The following is a 14472-nucleotide window of genomic DNA, read 5'->3' as shown; positions in this document are numbered from 1 at the left end:
TGCACGAAACGCGGTGCAGAGAGACGGAGCCGTGGGCCGTGGGGCTCGTCGAGCGCCCTACCCCTTCAGGTCGGGGAAGTCCGCGTCGCGCCACTCGGCCGCAGCCCGCTCGCCCGACCGGGCCAGCGCCTCCTCGCGCTCGCGCAGCTCGACGCGGCGGATCTTGCCCGAGATCGTCTTCGGCAGCTCGGTGAACTCGACCCGCCGCACCCGCTCGTAGGCGGGCAGCGACACCCGGGCGTGCGCCAGGACGGCCCGAGCGGTCTCGGCGTCGGGTGCCCACCCCTCGGCCAGGGTCACGTACGCCTTGACGATGTTCAGCCGGGTGTCGTCGGGCGCCGGCACGACCGCGGACTCGGCGACGGCCGGGTGCTCGATCAGCATGCTCTCGACCTCGAACGGCGAGACCTTGTAGTCCGACGACTTGAAGACGTCGTCGGTGCGGCCGACGAACGTGATCATGCCCTCGGAGTCGCGCACGGCCACGTCTCCGGTGTGGAACAACCCGTCGCGCATGGACGACTCGGTGCGGGCGGCGTCGCCGAGGTAGCCGGTCATCAGGTTGACGGGCCGCGTGGTGAGGTCGAGGCAGACCTCGCCCTCGTCGCCGACGACGCCCGTGACGGGGTCGACCAGCACGACCTCGACGCCGGGCAGGGCGCGCCCCATCGAGCCGGCCTTGATCGTGCCGCCGGGCGCGTTCGCGACGATGGCGGTCGTCTCGGTCTGCCCGTACCCGTCGCGGATGTCGAGACCCCAGCCCTGCTGCACCCGCCCGATCACCTCGGGATTGAGCGGCTCGCCGGCCGACAGCGCCTCGCGGAGGGCGCTCGGTCGCGAGCCCAGCGACGACTGGATCAGCATGCGCCACACGGTCGGCGGCGCACAGAACGAGGTCACCCGGGCGCGCTCGAGCTGGTCCCGGAGCTCGGCCGGCCGGAATCGCCCGTAGTTGTAGACGAACACGGTGGCCTCGGCGGTCCACGGCGCGAAGAAGCAGCTCCAGGCGTGCTTGCCCCAGCCCGGCGACGAGATCGTCATGTGCACGTCGCCCGGCTGCACGCCGAGCCAGTAGGTCGTGGTCAGGTGCCCGACCGGGTACGAGGCGTGCGAGTGCACGACCATCTTCGGCTTGCTCGTCGTGCCCGACGTGAAGTAGACGAGGCAGGCGTCCTCGGTCGCGGTCGCGACGTCGGGACGAGTCCAGGAGGCGCGGTGCGAGTCCCCGAAGGACGTCCAGCCCGCGGGGGCCTCCTCGCCCTCGGGGACGACGGCGATCCGCGTGACGGCCTCGATCCCCTCCACCCCGGCGAACGCGGGGGCGTCGACCGCGTTGGCGATCACGTGCCGGACGAGCCCCCGGTCGATGCGGTCGGCGAGGTCGGCGCTGCCGAGCACGGTCGACGTCGGCAGGATGACCGCGCCCACCTTCATCACGGCGAGCATCGCCTCCCACAGCTCGACCTGGTTGCCGAGCATCAGCATGACGTGGTCGCCCTTCGCGACGCCGAGGTCGTGCAGCCAGGCGGCGACCTGGTCGCTGCGGCGGCGCATGGCGTCGAACGACACCCTCTGCTCGGAGCCGTCCTCCTCGACGATCCACAGCGCCGTGCGGTCGTTGTCGCGGGCGATCACGTCGAACCAGTCGGTCGCCCAGTTGAAGCGGTCGCCGACGTCCGGCCAGCGGAACTCGTCGCTCGCCCGGTCGAGGTCGTGCCCGAGCCCCAGCAGGTGGTCGCGGGCCGCCCGGTACGCGGCGGTGGCCGGGGCCTCGGCGGGTGTGGGTGCAGCGGCGGGTGCGGGTGCGTCGGCGGGTGCAGCGGGCGTGTCGGCGGATGCGGGTGCGTCGGACATCCCGCCATCATGCACCCCGCCCCATGCCGACCCCGGCATGGGCGTCCCTGCCCCTCGACATGCCACGACGTCTCGCTCGTCTCCATGGGTGAGTGGCACGTCGTGACATCTCGTGGGACGGGAGCAGGGGCAGGAGGCGCGGGCCGGGCGACCGGGAGAGCCCGGCAGGCGGGCGGGCCGCTCGCCTAGGGTCGTGACATGACGACCGACGCGACCCGCGCCTCCTCATCCGCAGCCCCGTCCGCACGATCGCGGCCCGCCCTCGAGATCGCGGTGACGAGCGCCGCCGGAGCCGTCACGGCGCGCGACGGCGGAGCCGACCGCGTCGAGTTGTGCAGCGCCCTCGAGCTCGGGGGCGTCACCCCGTCGCAGGGGCTGGTCGAGGCCGCCGTCGCGACGGGGGTGCCCGTGCACGCGCTGGTGAGATGTCGTCCCGGCGGATTCGTGTACGACGCGGACGAGCTCGACGTGATGGTGCGCGAGATCCGGGCGCTGGTGCGGTCGGGCGTGGCCGGCGTCGTCGTGGGCGCGTTGCGCGAGGACGGCTCGCTCGACGTCGACGCCGTCCGCTGGTTCGTCGAGGCCGCGCTCGACGCCGCCGCCGCACCGCACCCGAGCACGACACCCCACGAACTCGCCGAGACCCCAGCTCGCGCCCCGGGGTCTCGGCGAGTTCCTGGGGTGTCACCGCTCCAGATCACCGTGCACCGGGCCGTGGATCGGGCGGCGGACCCGGTCGCGGCGGTGGCGGCCCTCGTGGGGCTGGGCGTCACGCGGGTGCTGACGTCGGGCGGGGCGTCCCGGGTCGGGGCCGGTCTGGCGTCGGGGGTGCTGCCGCGCATGGTCGAGGTGGCCGGCGACGTGCAGGTGATGGCCGGGGGCGGGGTGCAGCTCGGCGACGTCCCGACACTCGTGGCCGCGGGGGTCGACGCCGTGCACCTGTCGGCGAAACGGGCGCAGGCCGTGCGCGCCTCCTCGTCCCGGTCGGGGACGACCGTGTCGCTCGGCACCGAGGCGTCGACCGACTCGTGGTTCGAGACCGACCCCGAGCTGGTCCGCGCCGCCCGTCACGCCCTCGACCAGGCCTGACGCCGCGGCCGACCGCGACACCGCCGCGCACCGGCGACGCGACCCGTCCCGGTGAGCCGACCCGCGCCTCCCGACCCGCGCCTCCTGCCCGCTCCGGCCCACCTCGACGACCGCCCCCGGTCGCGGGGGTGCACAGTGGAGCGATGACATCGACGTCCCTCCTCGTGATCGGCGGCACCGGGCAGATCAGCGCCTCGGTCGTGCGACAGGCCCTGCGCGACGGCCTGGCCGTGACCGTGCTGAACCGCGGCAGCACCACGATCCGACCTGTGCCCGCGGGTGTCGAGCAGCTCGTCGCCGACGTCCGGGACGAGGAGGCGCTGGTCGCCGCCCTGAACGGACGTCGCTTCGACTCGGTGGCCGACTTCCTGACCTTCACGCCCGACCAGCTCGCGTCGATGCTGCGGGTCGTGGCCCCGCTCACCGATCAGTACGTGTTCATCGGCTCGGCCTCGGCCTACCAGAAGCCCCCGGTGACGCTGCCGATCACCGAGGCGACCCCGTTGTTCAACCCGTGGTGGTCCTACTCGCGCGACAAGATCGCCTGCGAACGCCTGCTGCGCGACGAGCACCTCGCCGGGCGGGTGCAGGCGACGGTCGTGCGCCCGTCGCACACCTACGACGAGACGGCCGTGCCGTTGCTCGGCGGCTGGACCACGATCGAGCGCATGCGACGCGGCGACCCGGTCGTGCTGCACGGCGACGGCACCTCGCTCTGGGCGCTGACCCACTCGGCCGACTTCGCCCGCGCCTTCGTCGGGTTGCTCGGGCACCCGGGAGCCCTGGGGGAGGCCTTCCACATCATGTCGCCCGAGCTGCTCACCTGGAACATGATCGCCCGCGACCTCGCCGACGCCGCCGGGGCGTCGCTGCACGTCGTCCACCGCACGACCCAGGTGCTGACCGACGAGGTGCCCGAGTGGACGGCCGACCTGTGCGGCGACCGCAGCCACCCGGCCGTGTTCGACACGTCGAAGATCCGCGCGTTGGTGCCCGGTTGGGAGGCGCGGGTCCCCTTCGCCGAGGGAGCCCGCCAGATCGTCGCCTGGCACGACGCCGACGCCTCGCGCCGCACGGTCGACCCCTGGGTCGACGACGCGTACGAGCGGCTCGTCGCGCTCTAGCCCGATGAACGGACCGAGGAGCAGCACGAGGTGCCGTGCCGCTGTCGTGCCGCTCCGTCGCTCAGCGGGCGTTCCATGCGTCGACGAGCGCCTGGGTCCGAGCGCGCGACCGGTCGGGGTCCTCGTCGCGACCACCCGAGGCGTCGACGTCGGCGGTCGTGAGGCGGGCTGCCGACACGAAAGAGACGAAGAACCGCTCCGACGTCTCGTCTCCGTCCCTGCCCGCGAAGCGGTACGACACGGCGGTACCGTCCGCCGCATCGGCGGTGGCCGCGACGAGGGCGGCGAGCCCGGTCTCGTCGAACCGGTCGTCCACGGAGACGTCGAGGGCGCCGTCGTCACGGACGTAGGTGAGGCCGGCTCTCGGGTCGTCGAGCAACCCGCGGAGGCCGGGCAGCACGTCGACCACCCGGGACGCCGGAGCGTCCTGCACGTCGACGCCCCCACCGCGAGGAGTCCCTTTCGCGTCCCGCGCCGTGAGGCTCAAGCCGAGAGTCACCGACCCCGCACCGGGTGACCCGGCGACGGCCTCCTGCAGTCGGACCGGCAGGGAGGGGTCGTCCGACGACGCCGTGACTGACGACGGGCCGACCGCCACGTGGGACCAGGCGACCTCCCCGACCAGGGCGTCGAAGAGCGACCGTCCCGGTGACCCCGGCCCGCCCGCCGTGCGGATCTCGACGTCGTCGTAGGCGAGCCGGAGGTCGCCGACGCTCTCGGCACCCGGGACGGCACGAACGATGTCGTCGACCGGATCGACGTCCGACAGACCCGCCACACCGATCGTGGCCGAGACCGCACCCGGTACGACTGCGGCATCGGGGTCGACCGCCGCCTGGTCGTCGGTGCTCCACGGGGTGACGGCCCACCCCTCCACGCCGTCCACCGCCTCCAACCCGTCCAGCCAGGGCAGCACGGGGGCGATTCCTCCCACGGTGTCCTTCACGGCAGGCCCCGACACGCTCCGGGTGCCGGCCACCTGGTCCGAAGAGGACGACGCGCGAGCCCGGGCCAGCCCCTCGGCGGATGCCTCTACGCCGCCCGCGGGCGCCACGACGGTCAGCGTTCCGCCGGCGGGCACCGTCGGGGCCCAGGCGTCCCAGACCGTCGAGACCCGCGCCTCCGGTCCGCGCCGGACGACCACCGTCGAGATGCCCCCCAGGTCGACGTCGACGCCGACCACGTCCGGATCGGCGGCCGCCTGGGCGACGAGCGCGAGCGACTCGTCGAGCTGGCCGGGCTCGTCGGGGACGACGAGCCCGCCGGTGGGTCCGTCGACGGACACGTCGAACCGGTCGTCGGGGCGATCGTCGATCCAGGACCACACGGCGCGAGCGACCCGGTCGACGTCCTGTGCGTCGGAGTCGTCGTCGAGCACGACCCGGGCGGTGCCGACCGAGTCGTCGGAGAAGGGGTTGGCCGCGTTCGTCAGCACGGCGTCCTGATCGGTCACCCGATCGACCCCGTCGAGCGCCTCGGCCCACGACGTGAACTCACGGAGCGGTCCCACCGCGTCGGGCCGGTACACGCAGCCGCTCGTCGCCAGCACGGCGAGCGCCACCACGGCGAGGACGACCTGCCTGCTTCGGATCACGCCTCGACCCTAGCGCCGGGCGATCGCGGCCTCCGCGCCGCTCGACCCGCGTCTCAGGGGACCGGCCCCCACGTCGCACCGCCGAGTGAACGTCGCACCGCCCACATCCGCGGTGCGACGTTCAGCCGGCGGTGCGACGCAGCGCGGACGCGGCCCTCGGGGCACCAACCGCCGCAGCCGCCTCCGACCCGGCCCGCACCACGCCGACGGGCAACGTCAGCCGGAACACCGCGCCGGGCCGCCCGACCCCGGGCGCCTCGCAGACCAGGTCGCCGCCGTGGGCGCGGGCGAGACCGCGGGCGATGGGCAGCCCCAGGCCCGCGCCTCCGTCCCCGGACCGTCGGGCCTCGTCGAGTCGCACCAACCGGTCGAACACCCGCTCGCGGTCGCCCGCCGCCACGCCCGGGCCGTCGTCCGAGACCAGCACCGAGACCTCGTCGACCCGGGACGCGTCGAGCCACAGCGTCACCTGCCCCGTGCCACCCGTCGCCCGGGCAGCGTTGTCGACCAGGTTGCCGACGATCTGCGAGACCCGCCCTGCGTCGGCGGTGACCACGACGGGCCCGTCGGGCAGCACCACGCGCAGGTCGAGCGACGGCCGCCGCAGCCGTTGCCGTTCGACGTCGGCGAGCAACGACGCCCCGAGGTCGACGGGGGCGACGTCGAGCGAGATGCCCTGGTCGACGCGGGCCATCAGCAGCATGTCGTCGATCAACCGGGAGGCGCGCTCGGCCTCACGCACCACGTGCGTCGCCAGCCGTTCGCGTTCGTCGGCCGTGCCGGGCGAGCGCACGAGGGTGTCGGCCGCGGCGCGCATGCCGGCGACGGGGGTGCGCAGTTCGTGGGCGGCGTCCGAGACGAAGGCCCGCACCCGCGTCTCGGCGTCGAGCGCGGCCCGCTCGGCCCCCTCGACGCCGTCGAGCATCTCGTCGAACGCGACGGCGACGCGGCCGATCTCGGTGTCGCGTCGGGCCGGGCGCAGGCGTCGGCCGCGGTCCCCGTGCGCGATGGACCGCGCCACGCCCGTCATCCGGTCGAGCGGTCGCAGGGTCGCCCGCACCACGAGGGCCAGGCCGATCGCCGCGATCAGCAGGAACGCCGCGGAGGCGCCAATCATCACCCAGCGCAGCTGCACCAGGGTCTCGCCCACCGACCGCGAGTCCGTGGTCAGCGTGATGGTGGACCCGTCGCTGAGCTGCGAGACGAGCGTGGTCACCTCGTCGTCGCTGCGCACCTCGGACGAGGTGACGGTGACCGCGTCGGACGAGGAGGCGCTGCCCGCGTCCCCGGAGTCGGTGCCGGTCGACGAGTCGGTACCGTTCGAGGAGTCACCGTCGGTGCCGGTGGCGTCCTCGGCGTCGGTGCCCGCGCCTCCTGGCCCGTCGGCGGGGCCCGAGGCCGGGCCGCCGCGACCGGGGCCTCCCTCGCCGAGCGAGGGCGGACCGTCACGCAACTGGTCGGGGCTCGGGCCGGCGACGATGGCGTCGCCGTTCGCGTCGCGGATGACGACGGAGAGTCCCTGGGCCGAGAGCCGGTCGGCGAGTTCGTCGCCGTCGACCGTGCCGACCAGGGCAGCGGCGGCCGCGGCACGGTCGGACAGCCGGTCGACGACCTGGGCGCGGAGCCGCTGGCCGAGGGTGAGCTCGACGGTCACGGCGAGCGCCGCCAGCAGGACGGCCAGCAGCAGCAGCACGGCGACGACCGTGCGGACGCGCAACGAGCCGGTGCGCAGCCCGGGGGCGGCGGTGTCGGGGGCCGGCGCCGCGCCTCCTCGGGGGTGGTGTCCCGTCGAGAGCGCGGCAGGGCGGCGGCGCGTCACGCGCTCATCCGGTAGCCGAGGCCGCGGACGGTGTGGATCAGGCGGGGGCCGCGGGTCTCCATCTTGCGGCGCAGGGCGCTGAGGTGCACCTCGACGAGGTTGGGGTCGTAGTCGTCGTAGCCCCAGACCTGGGTGAGGATCTGAGTCTTCGAGACGGTGCGTCCGCGACTCTCGGCGAGGAAACCGAGCAGGCGGAACTCGGTCGCCGTGAGGTCGAGCGGTTCGCCGCCGCGCGTGATGCGGGCCGCCTCGGGGTCGACCACGAGGTCGCCGATCTCGATCACCGAGGGGATGCGACCGCGGCGGCGGAGGACGGCCGTGACCCGCGCGATCAGCTCGGCGACGGCGAACGGCTTGACCACGTAGTCGTCGACGCCCTCGGAGAAGCCGCGCAGCCGGTCGTCGACCTCGTCGCGGGCGGTCAGCATGACGACGGCGGCGTCGGACGAGGTGCGGATGGTGCTCGTCAGGCGGATGCCGCTCGCCCCGGGCAGCATCCAGTCGAGCACCACGAGGTCGGGCACGAACGCCTTCAGCTGTTCGGGCAGGTCGGAGCCGTCGGCCAGACCGTGCACGGCGAAGCCCTCGGCGCCGAGCGCGGTGACGACGGCGGTGCGGATGGTCTCGTCGTCGTCGATCACGAGGACGCGGGCGGGGCTGAACATCTTCCGCACTGTAAGAGCCCTCGGTGGGCGGAAGCTATGGACGGGCTGGAGGCGCGGTGTGGGTCGGGTCGGAACGCCTCCCGCTAGGGTCGGCCCATGGGGAGACGCCGCCGACGCCGCCAACTCGTCGCGGGCGCCGTCCTGTTCGGCCTGTCCCTGCTGGCGTTCGGGCTCGGGGGTCCGGTCTCGACCCTGTGGCCGTCCGCCTACCTGACCGTGGGGTTCATCTCGTTCGGGCTCTTCCTGGTCGCCCTGTGGTTGTTCCTCCTCGTCATCGCCGAGCGCGAGGGCCCGCCCCCTGGTGCCCCGACCCTGCCGACCCGTCCGAGTTCCCCGGGCTGGTGGCCGTTCCAGCGGCGGCAGCCTCCGCGCCCGCGGGAACCCCCTGCGTCCTCCGTCGACCCCTGGCGTCACCACACCTGGGAAGACCGGGTAGTCCCCGTCCTGCGTCGCGTGAACGCCGACGAGACCCTCGAGCTGTTGCTCGTCGACGATCGAGGCGAAGGCCCGATCGGCACGAAGCGGGAGATCGTCGTGGCGTTCTCCACCCAGGACCTCTTACTGATGTCGGCCGCGCTGCAGGCGGACGCCGAGGGCTCCGGCGACCCCTACCCGGCCAGGGAGATCGGCTTCGATGCGCAGGATGCACTCGCCTGGTCGCGTCGGGCCGCCCGCGCCGCCCGCGACGCGCCGACCCCCCGGCCCGGCCCGCCGAGCACCACCGCCGTCGGAGCACGACGCATCGCGTGGACCGCCTGGGCGCTCGAGGACGACACCGATGGCGATGCGAACAGAGATCCGTGGTTCGCCGTTCCCCTCGACCAGCTCGAGGCCGTGCTGAACACCCTTCACGAGGTAGCGGAGGGCGCCATCGACGTCGATCTCGGTGCAACCCACCGGGCCGGCGTCCACCGGCCCCACGGCTTCGGGACCGTCGGCGTCGAGGACGGACACGACGAACTCCTGGCGGCCGGGGAGCTGGTGCGACGCCTTCGCGACGTCCTCCGGCACGCGCACGAGCCCGACCCGGCGTCGACGTTCGGACCCTCGGACATCTGAGTCGACCGTGCCGAGCCACCGAGACGGAGTGGTTCGGGGAAGTGTCGTGGGTCCGCCGGTGGACGGGAACTACGGACGGGCTGGAGGCGCGGTGTGGGTCGAGTCGTCGGTGACGTCGACGTCGGGATCGAGGTGGGTGGGATCGAGGTCGGGGTCGAGGTGGGCGAGGACGAACGGATCGACGCAGCCTCGGGCGAAGCCGCGGATGCGTCGGTCGATGTCGCGCTGCAGGAGCACCGCGCCGATGCGCTCGGCCACCGGCGCCAGCCACCTCGGCTTGCACGAGAAGTTGTAGCGCCACACGGCCTCGGTCGAGGTCGGGTCACCGTCGACCTCGCGGAACCGCCATCCGCCACCGAGGCGCTCGAAGAACCACGACCCCTTCGTCATCTTCATGCCGACGTTGGTCGGCGGCTTGTACGAGACGTACTCGCTCTCCATCCGGAACCCGAAACGCTGCACGGTGAACGTCCGGACCCCCTTGGCGGCCCGTGTCGCTCCGCCGACGAGGTACTGCCGACGAATGAAGGGGTCCCACCGCTTGCGCGCCTCCCCCTGGGTCTGGGACACCGCGAAGGCGACGCGCACGTCGACGGGGACGACACACCGGGACTCGACGACAGGCATGGGCTCATCGTTGCACCTCGGGCGTCTCGGCGACGGCCTGCGACGTGTCGGTCGTCGAGAGCGCGTCGATGATCGTCCCGATCGGTCGGCCTGGAACCGGCACGACCGTTCGCTGCGGCGTGGAAGGATCGAGACCGACCTGTCGACCCCGAAATCCGAGGAGCACCGTGCTCGCACGCGACGTGACCGAGAAGAGATTCACTCCGACCCGCTTCCGCGAGGGTTACGCGATGGACGACGTGGACGCGTTCCTCGAGCGCATCCACGCGGCCCTCACGGCCTACGAGCAGGGGACCGGCGTCGATGTCCTGGCGGACGTCGACGTCGTGAACGCACGATTCCAGCCGACGAAGTTCCGGGAGGGGTACAGCCAAGACGAGGTCGACGACTTCTTGGACGAGGTCGTCGCCGAGCTGAGGCGCCGCGAGTCGGCCGGGGGCCGCTGACCGCGTCTGGCTTTCGCGTCAGCCGCGCTGTCGAGTCAGCCGCGCCGTCGCGTCAGCCGCGCCGTCGCGTCAACCGCGGGCGTGGCGCACGTACGCGACGATCGCGTTGGCGTGACCGTGGCCCAGGCCGTGCTCGGACTTCAGCCACGACACCACCTGCATGTGTGAAAGCTCGTTCTCGTCGAGGTGTCCGGTGGTCAGGTCGAACCACTCCTGGATCGACCGACCGTAGGTGCGCTCGATGCTCGGGAAGTACGACGCCGGGCCGCTGACCTTCTGGCCGTCGGCCGGCGGCTCGGGTGCCAGGACGCGTCGCTCGGACATGCGCCGACGGTAGCAGCCGGGCCCCCGCGACTTAAGCCCCGCTTCAGATTCGGTTCCGAGAGTGGTGTGTGCCGGCGGGAACGCCCCGACCGCCAGCCGCACCGCGGCTCGCCCGGCACCCGACATCTGGAGACACCATGGCGAAGGACACCACCCCCGACGGCCGCGACGACCGTCGCGGCGAGAACACCCCCTCGCAGGACGACGCGTGGGCCGAACGGCTGCGCCGCGAGGACGAGGACCAGGACGCCCGCGCCACCACCGAGCTGCCGGCCGCGGCGCCCGGCCAGCCGACGGCCCCGACCACGCCGATCGTCGCCGACGACCAGCGCACCCGCGAACTCCCCGCCGACGGCAGCGCGTTCCGAGCCGGCACCTCGGCGGAGGCCGCCGGGACGACCGCGCGTCGCCGCCCCACCAAGCGCCTGCTCGTGGGCATCGGCATCGCAGCCGCCGGGCTCGCCCTGGTCGGCACCAGCACCGCCGTCGCCGTGTCGAACGCCGGAAGCTCGACCAGCGCCTCGTCGACCGCGACGCCGGGCCAGGACGACGCGGCGAACCAGAGCGACGGCTCACGCCAAGGGCCCGGTGAACGAGGCTCCGACGACGGCGCCACCGGAGCGCCCACGGACGCGCCGACCCCGCCGGCCGCGGGCGACGACTCGGACGGGAGTGCTCCTGCCGAGGGCACCGGCCCCGACGGGAAGGCGCTGCCAACCCCGGGCACCGGTCCCGACGGCGAAGCACTGCCGACCCCCGGCGACGGCCCCGACGGCAAGGCACTGCCCGAGGCCCCCGAGGGCGGCCCTGCCGACGGCGGACCGGGGGCAGGCGGACCGAAGGGCGGCCCGGGCCACGGCCCCGGTGAGAAGGGCGGCCCGAAGACGGACTCCGGCGACACCGAGGACGACTCCGACCGCCCCACCCCGCCGACCGACGCGCCCACCCCTCCCGCCGACGCACCGACGCCCGCCCCCGGCACCGACGAGGGCTCGGGCTCGTAGGCCGCCGGCCGCGACCGACCGGACCGCCCGACGCCGGTCGGAACGGCCCGACGCCGCTCAGAACCGCGTGGTGATGCTGCCCTCGACCACGGGTGGCACACCGCGGCGGTCGGCCGAGCCCCGCACCGTGGCGATCTCGTTCCACTTGTCGATCGTGGTGCAGGGGTGCGAGACGCCGAGCCGCACCAGGTCGCCGACCTGCAGCCCCGACGTCGGCTCGAGCCGCAGGAAGGCGTGCTGGTCGTTGAGCGCCGACACGTGCGACCCGTCGAGCACCCCGGGGAGGCGCCGGTCGGCCGCCTGCGGACGCCACGCCTCGAGCGCCACCGGGAACCCCTCGTCGTCCGACGTGTCGCGACGCCCGACGTTGAGCAGGGCGAGCCCGGGCTCGGGACGGGACACCACGGACGCCCACAATTCGAGGGCCGGCAGGAACGACGGCTCGGTCGACGCCTCGCCGCCGGGCCCGGTTCGGGGCGAACCGGCGGACTCGGCCGACGGCCCCGCGGGCCGCTCGGCCCCGAACCCCTCGGCTGCTCCGTCGACCCCGGTCAGCTCGCCGTCGGTCGGCCCGCCCATCTCGCGATCGGCCTGCGACCCCGCGGAACCGTCGCCGACGACCACCGTGACGTCCGCGTCGACCCCACCCGCGCCTCCTGCGGTCGTCGGCATCGTGTCACGGGCGAACGGCGTCAGCCGGCGGTAGAGGTCGTGGTCGTGGGCGACGTACGAACCGGACCGCAGCACGACGCGCGTGCGCGGCCCCTGCAGCCCCGACGGGTCGTGCCGGTCGCCGAGCACGGCGACGACACGGTCGAAGTAGACGCTGCCACCGGCGGTGAGCACCACGTCGTGACCGGACGACAGCCACGGGTCGAAGGCCGGGGCACCGATGCCGTCGAGCACGTCGAGGAGACCCTGCAGGTAGTCGTCGACCACGGCGATGCCTGCCGCGTCGACGTCGTGGGTGAGGGCGCCCTCGTAGCCGGCCACCCCGGCCAGCACGAGGTGCGACGCGGTGGAGACGGCCTCGGCGACGAGCAGGGCCTCGCGCACCGATCGGGCACCCGTCCGGCCGAGCGAGGACCCGAACTCGACCAGCACCGCGAGGGGACGCTCGGCCTCGGCCCGCGCCAGGGCGGCGTCGACGAGCCGCACGGTCTCGACCGAGTCGACCCACATGAGCACGTCCGTGCCGCGTGCGGCGAGCGCCGCCAGGGTCGCGGGCGCGAACGCGGTGCCGGCCAGGACGACGGTCGGCACCCCGGCCTTGCGGGCGACGGCGACCTGGAACGCCGTCGCGAGCGTGATGCCCCAGGCCCCGGCGTCGAGTTGCCGCCGCCAGATCTCGGGCGCCATGGTCGTCTTGCCGTGCGGCGCCAGGTCGACCCCGGCCTCGCGGCACCAGGCGGCCATGGTGTCGACGTTGTGGGCGAGGGCATCGAGGTCGATCGTCAGCAGGGGGGTCGCGAGGTCGATCAGCGGGACGGGCCGGGGTTCGCGGCCGAAGCCGACCTTGGTGATCGGGGTGACGGCGGGGGCGGACGGGGTCGAGGGTGACGTGGTCATGGTGCCTTCCGACGGGGCGGGTGGGGTGGTGCTGCGGTCAGGCCGTGTGTCGGTGCCTGACGGTAGTTTTGCAGTCACCCCCGACACACGACACATCACGTCGGTTCCACAGACCATCGATCAGAGAAGAGCAGACCTGTGAGCGAGAAGACCGAAGTCCGCACCGGCGGCGCCCCCACCCCCATCTCGACCTTCTCGCAGGGCGTGCTGAAGAACGGCTTCCTCAGCGTGTCGGGTCAGGGGCCGCAAGACCCCGCCACCAGCGAGTACCTGCACCCCGGCGACCTGACGTCACAGACCGTCCGCACGCTCGACAACGTCAAGGCGATCGTCGAGGGCGCCGGCGGCACGTTCGACGACGTCGTCTCGCTGCGCGTGTTCCTCACCACGCGCGACGACTTCGCCGAGATGAACGCCGCGTACGAGACCTACCTGCTGCAGAACGTCCCGAGTGGCGTGTTCCCCACCCGCACGACGGTCTTCGTCGAGCTGCCGAACGAGGCCATGCTCGTCGAGATCGACGCGCTCGCGATCCTCAGCTGACGTCACCGCAGGAGGCGCGGGGTCAGTCGGCCGCGCCCGTCACGACCACGGTCTTCCGTGACCACGTCGCGTCGGTCAGCTGGGCCAGCATGAAGCGCGCCACGTCGGCCCGGGTGACGTGGATGCCCGCCCCACGGGTCAGCCGCTCCCCCGTCGCGAGCGACCCGGTCGCCGGGTCGTCGGTGAGGCGCGTCGGGTAGACGAGCGTCCAGTCGAGGCCGCTCTCGCGCACCTCGGCGTCGGCGACCTCCTTGGCGGCGTAGACCTTGCCGAGCACGGTGTGGAAGAACATCTTCTGCAGCGTGTTCGCGTCGGCCTGGCTGTCGCCGACACCGAAGGCCGAACAGACCACGAGGCGGTCGACCGCCGCGTCACGCATCGCCGGCAGCAGGGCGCGGCCGACCTCGACCTCGACCGGGTGCCGCATGTTCCGCGAGCCGATCGCGTTGAGCACGGCGTCCTGGCCGGCGACCGCGGCGCGGACGTCCTCGGCCGAGGTCGCGTCCCCGGTGAGCACCCGGACGCCGTCGGTCACGTCGAGGGTGGATGCGTCCCGGACGAGCACCGTCACCTCGTGCCCCGCCGACAGGGCCACCCGCAGGACGTGGGAGCCCGTGCCCCCGGTCGCTCCCAGCACCAGAACCTTCATCGCGCCTCCTGTCGTTCAGGAAAGCGAACACCGCCCCGCCAAGAGCGGGCCGAGAGCAGGCCGAGAGCTCCCCCGCCGAATCCGTACGCGCGCCGAACCCGACCTC

At 73.6% G+C, this 14472-nt stretch carries 13 protein-coding genes and 2 pseudogenes; 7 read left to right on the top strand and 8 right to left on the bottom strand.

Translation table 11 applies throughout. The annotated features are described in order from the left end of the window. Positions 1–57 precede the first annotated feature (57 nt). Positions 58–1854 (bottom strand): AMP-binding protein, encoded by a 1797-nt coding sequence (locus BIV04_RS11155; protein ID WP_083396372.1) that lies wholly within the window; start codon positions 1852–1854, stop codon positions 58–60. A 198-nt stretch (positions 1855–2052) separates the two neighbouring features. Here BIV04_RS11155 and BIV04_RS11150 point away from each other — a divergent pair, with 198 nt between their 5' ends. Together BIV04_RS11150 and BIV04_RS11145 are read left to right on the top strand one after the other, a co-directional pair. After that, positions 2053–2943 carry a copper homeostasis protein CutC gene (locus tag BIV04_RS11150; RefSeq protein ID WP_071256333.1) on the top strand — a complete coding sequence of 297 codons (891 nt, stop codon included), beginning with the start codon at positions 2053–2055 and terminating at the stop codon, positions 2941–2943. A 143-nt stretch (positions 2944–3086) separates the two neighbouring features. Continuing rightward, positions 3087–4067, top strand: a complete 981-nt coding sequence (locus tag BIV04_RS11145; protein ID WP_071256332.1) for an NAD-dependent epimerase/dehydratase family protein — start codon at positions 3087–3089, stop codon at positions 4065–4067. A gap of 61 nt (positions 4068–4128) precedes the next feature. Here the strand turns inward: BIV04_RS11145 and BIV04_RS11140 are convergent, their stop codons facing one another. The 3 genes from BIV04_RS11140 to BIV04_RS11130 all read right to left on the bottom strand — a co-directional run bounded on the left by BIV04_RS11140 (position 4129) and on the right by BIV04_RS11130 (position 8145). Then, a complete protein-coding gene (locus BIV04_RS11140) occupies positions 4129–5661 on the bottom strand; it encodes a hypothetical protein (RefSeq protein WP_071256330.1) in 1533 nt (510 codons plus the stop codon). 121 nt (positions 5662–5782) lie between these two features. Then, positions 5783–7480 (bottom strand): cell wall metabolism sensor histidine kinase WalK, encoded by a 1698-nt coding sequence (locus BIV04_RS11135; RefSeq protein ID WP_071256329.1) that lies wholly within the window; start codon positions 7478–7480, stop codon positions 5783–5785. Beyond that, positions 7477–8145 (bottom strand): response regulator transcription factor, encoded by a 669-nt coding sequence (locus BIV04_RS11130; protein WP_071256327.1) that lies wholly within the window; start codon positions 8143–8145, stop codon positions 7477–7479. The genes BIV04_RS11135 and BIV04_RS11130 overlap by 4 nt, the downstream gene beginning before the upstream one ends. A gap of 96 nt (positions 8146–8241) precedes the next feature. Here BIV04_RS11130 and BIV04_RS11125 point away from each other — a divergent pair, with 96 nt between their 5' ends. Then, complete coding sequence (locus BIV04_RS11125; protein ID WP_071256326.1) at positions 8242–9204, top strand: hypothetical protein; 963 nt, start codon at positions 8242–8244, stop codon at positions 9202–9204. A gap of 69 nt (positions 9205–9273) precedes the next feature. Here the strand turns inward: BIV04_RS11125 and BIV04_RS11120 are convergent, their stop codons facing one another. After that, the gene (locus tag BIV04_RS11120) at positions 9274–9831 is read right to left on the bottom strand and encodes an SRPBCC family protein (protein WP_083396371.1); all 558 of its coding nucleotides are present in this window, start codon (positions 9829–9831) and stop codon (positions 9274–9276) included. A gap of 68 nt (positions 9832–9899) precedes the next feature. Between BIV04_RS11120 and BIV04_RS17440 the strand changes: the two are divergent. Beyond that, positions 9900–10091 (top strand): annotated as a pseudogene (locus BIV04_RS17440) (DivIVA domain-containing protein); the annotation flags it as partial. Between the two features lie 48 nt (positions 10092–10139). Next, positions 10140–10253 (top strand): annotated as a pseudogene (locus tag BIV04_RS17435) (DivIVA domain-containing protein); the annotation flags it as partial. Positions 10254–10346: 93 nt separating this feature from the next. On the opposite strand, the gene BIV04_RS11110 reads toward BIV04_RS17435, so the two are convergent. Next, positions 10347–10601 carry a DUF4287 domain-containing protein gene (locus BIV04_RS11110; RefSeq protein WP_071256323.1) on the bottom strand — a complete coding sequence of 85 codons (255 nt, stop codon included), beginning with the start codon at positions 10599–10601 and terminating at the stop codon, positions 10347–10349. A gap of 137 nt (positions 10602–10738) precedes the next feature. On the opposite strand from BIV04_RS11110, the gene BIV04_RS11105 reads away from it, so the two are divergent. Further along, a complete protein-coding gene (locus tag BIV04_RS11105; RefSeq protein WP_071256322.1) occupies positions 10739–11605 on the top strand; it encodes a hypothetical protein in 867 nt (288 codons plus the stop codon). Between the two features lie 57 nt (positions 11606–11662). Here BIV04_RS11105 and BIV04_RS11100 read toward each other — a convergent pair whose 3' ends face one another. Further along, positions 11663–13174, bottom strand: a complete 1512-nt coding sequence (locus BIV04_RS11100) for an alanine racemase (protein ID WP_071256321.1) — start codon at positions 13172–13174, stop codon at positions 11663–11665. 138 nt (positions 13175–13312) lie between these two features. Here BIV04_RS11100 and BIV04_RS11095 point away from each other — a divergent pair, with 138 nt between their 5' ends. Further along, a complete protein-coding gene (locus BIV04_RS11095) occupies positions 13313–13717 on the top strand; it encodes a RidA family protein (protein WP_056043363.1) in 405 nt (134 codons plus the stop codon). A gap of 22 nt (positions 13718–13739) precedes the next feature. Here BIV04_RS11095 and BIV04_RS11090 read toward each other — a convergent pair whose 3' ends face one another. Continuing rightward, entirely contained in the window at positions 13740–14366 is a 627-nt protein-coding gene (locus BIV04_RS11090) for an NAD(P)-dependent oxidoreductase (protein WP_071256319.1), read from the bottom strand. Positions 14367–14472: the final 106 nt, after the last annotated feature.

Source organism: Frigoribacterium sp. MCBA15_019 (assembly GCF_001864945.1).
In the GTDB taxonomy this organism is placed as follows: Bacteria; Actinomycetota; Actinomycetes; order Actinomycetales; family Microbacteriaceae; genus Frigoribacterium.
The sequence above is the reverse complement of the archived record's forward strand: the minus strand, read 5'-3'. Positions and strand labels throughout refer to the sequence as shown.

Bases quoted from the DNA above. Each gene is read 5' to 3' on its own strand.
- BIV04_RS11155 (WP_083396372.1), bottom strand. From the start codon at position 1,854: ATGTCCGACGCACCCGCATCCGCCGACACGCCCGCTGCACCCGCCGAC.
- BIV04_RS11150 (WP_071256333.1), top strand. From the start codon at position 2,053: ATGACGACCGACGCGACCCGCGCCTCCTCATCCGCAGCCCCGTCCGCA.
- BIV04_RS11145 (WP_071256332.1), top strand. From the start codon at position 3,087: ATGACATCGACGTCCCTCCTCGTGATCGGCGGCACCGGGCAGATCAGC.
- BIV04_RS11130 (WP_071256327.1), bottom strand. From the start codon at position 8,145: ATGTTCAGCCCCGCCCGCGTCCTCGTGATCGACGACGACGAGACCATC.
- BIV04_RS11125 (WP_071256326.1), top strand. From the start codon at position 8,242: ATGGGGAGACGCCGCCGACGCCGCCAACTCGTCGCGGGCGCCGTCCTG.
- BIV04_RS11120 (WP_083396371.1), bottom strand. From the start codon at position 9,831: ATGCCTGTCGTCGAGTCCCGGTGTGTCGTCCCCGTCGACGTGCGCGTC.
- BIV04_RS11110 (WP_071256323.1), bottom strand. From the start codon at position 10,601: ATGTCCGAGCGACGCGTCCTGGCACCCGAGCCGCCGGCCGACGGCCAG.
- BIV04_RS11105 (WP_071256322.1), top strand. From the start codon at position 10,739: ATGGCGAAGGACACCACCCCCGACGGCCGCGACGACCGTCGCGGCGAG.
- BIV04_RS11100 (WP_071256321.1), bottom strand. From the start codon at position 13,174: ATGACCACGTCACCCTCGACCCCGTCCGCCCCCGCCGTCACCCCGATC.
- BIV04_RS11090 (WP_071256319.1), bottom strand. From the start codon at position 14,366: ATGAAGGTTCTGGTGCTGGGAGCGACCGGGGGCACGGGCTCCCACGTC.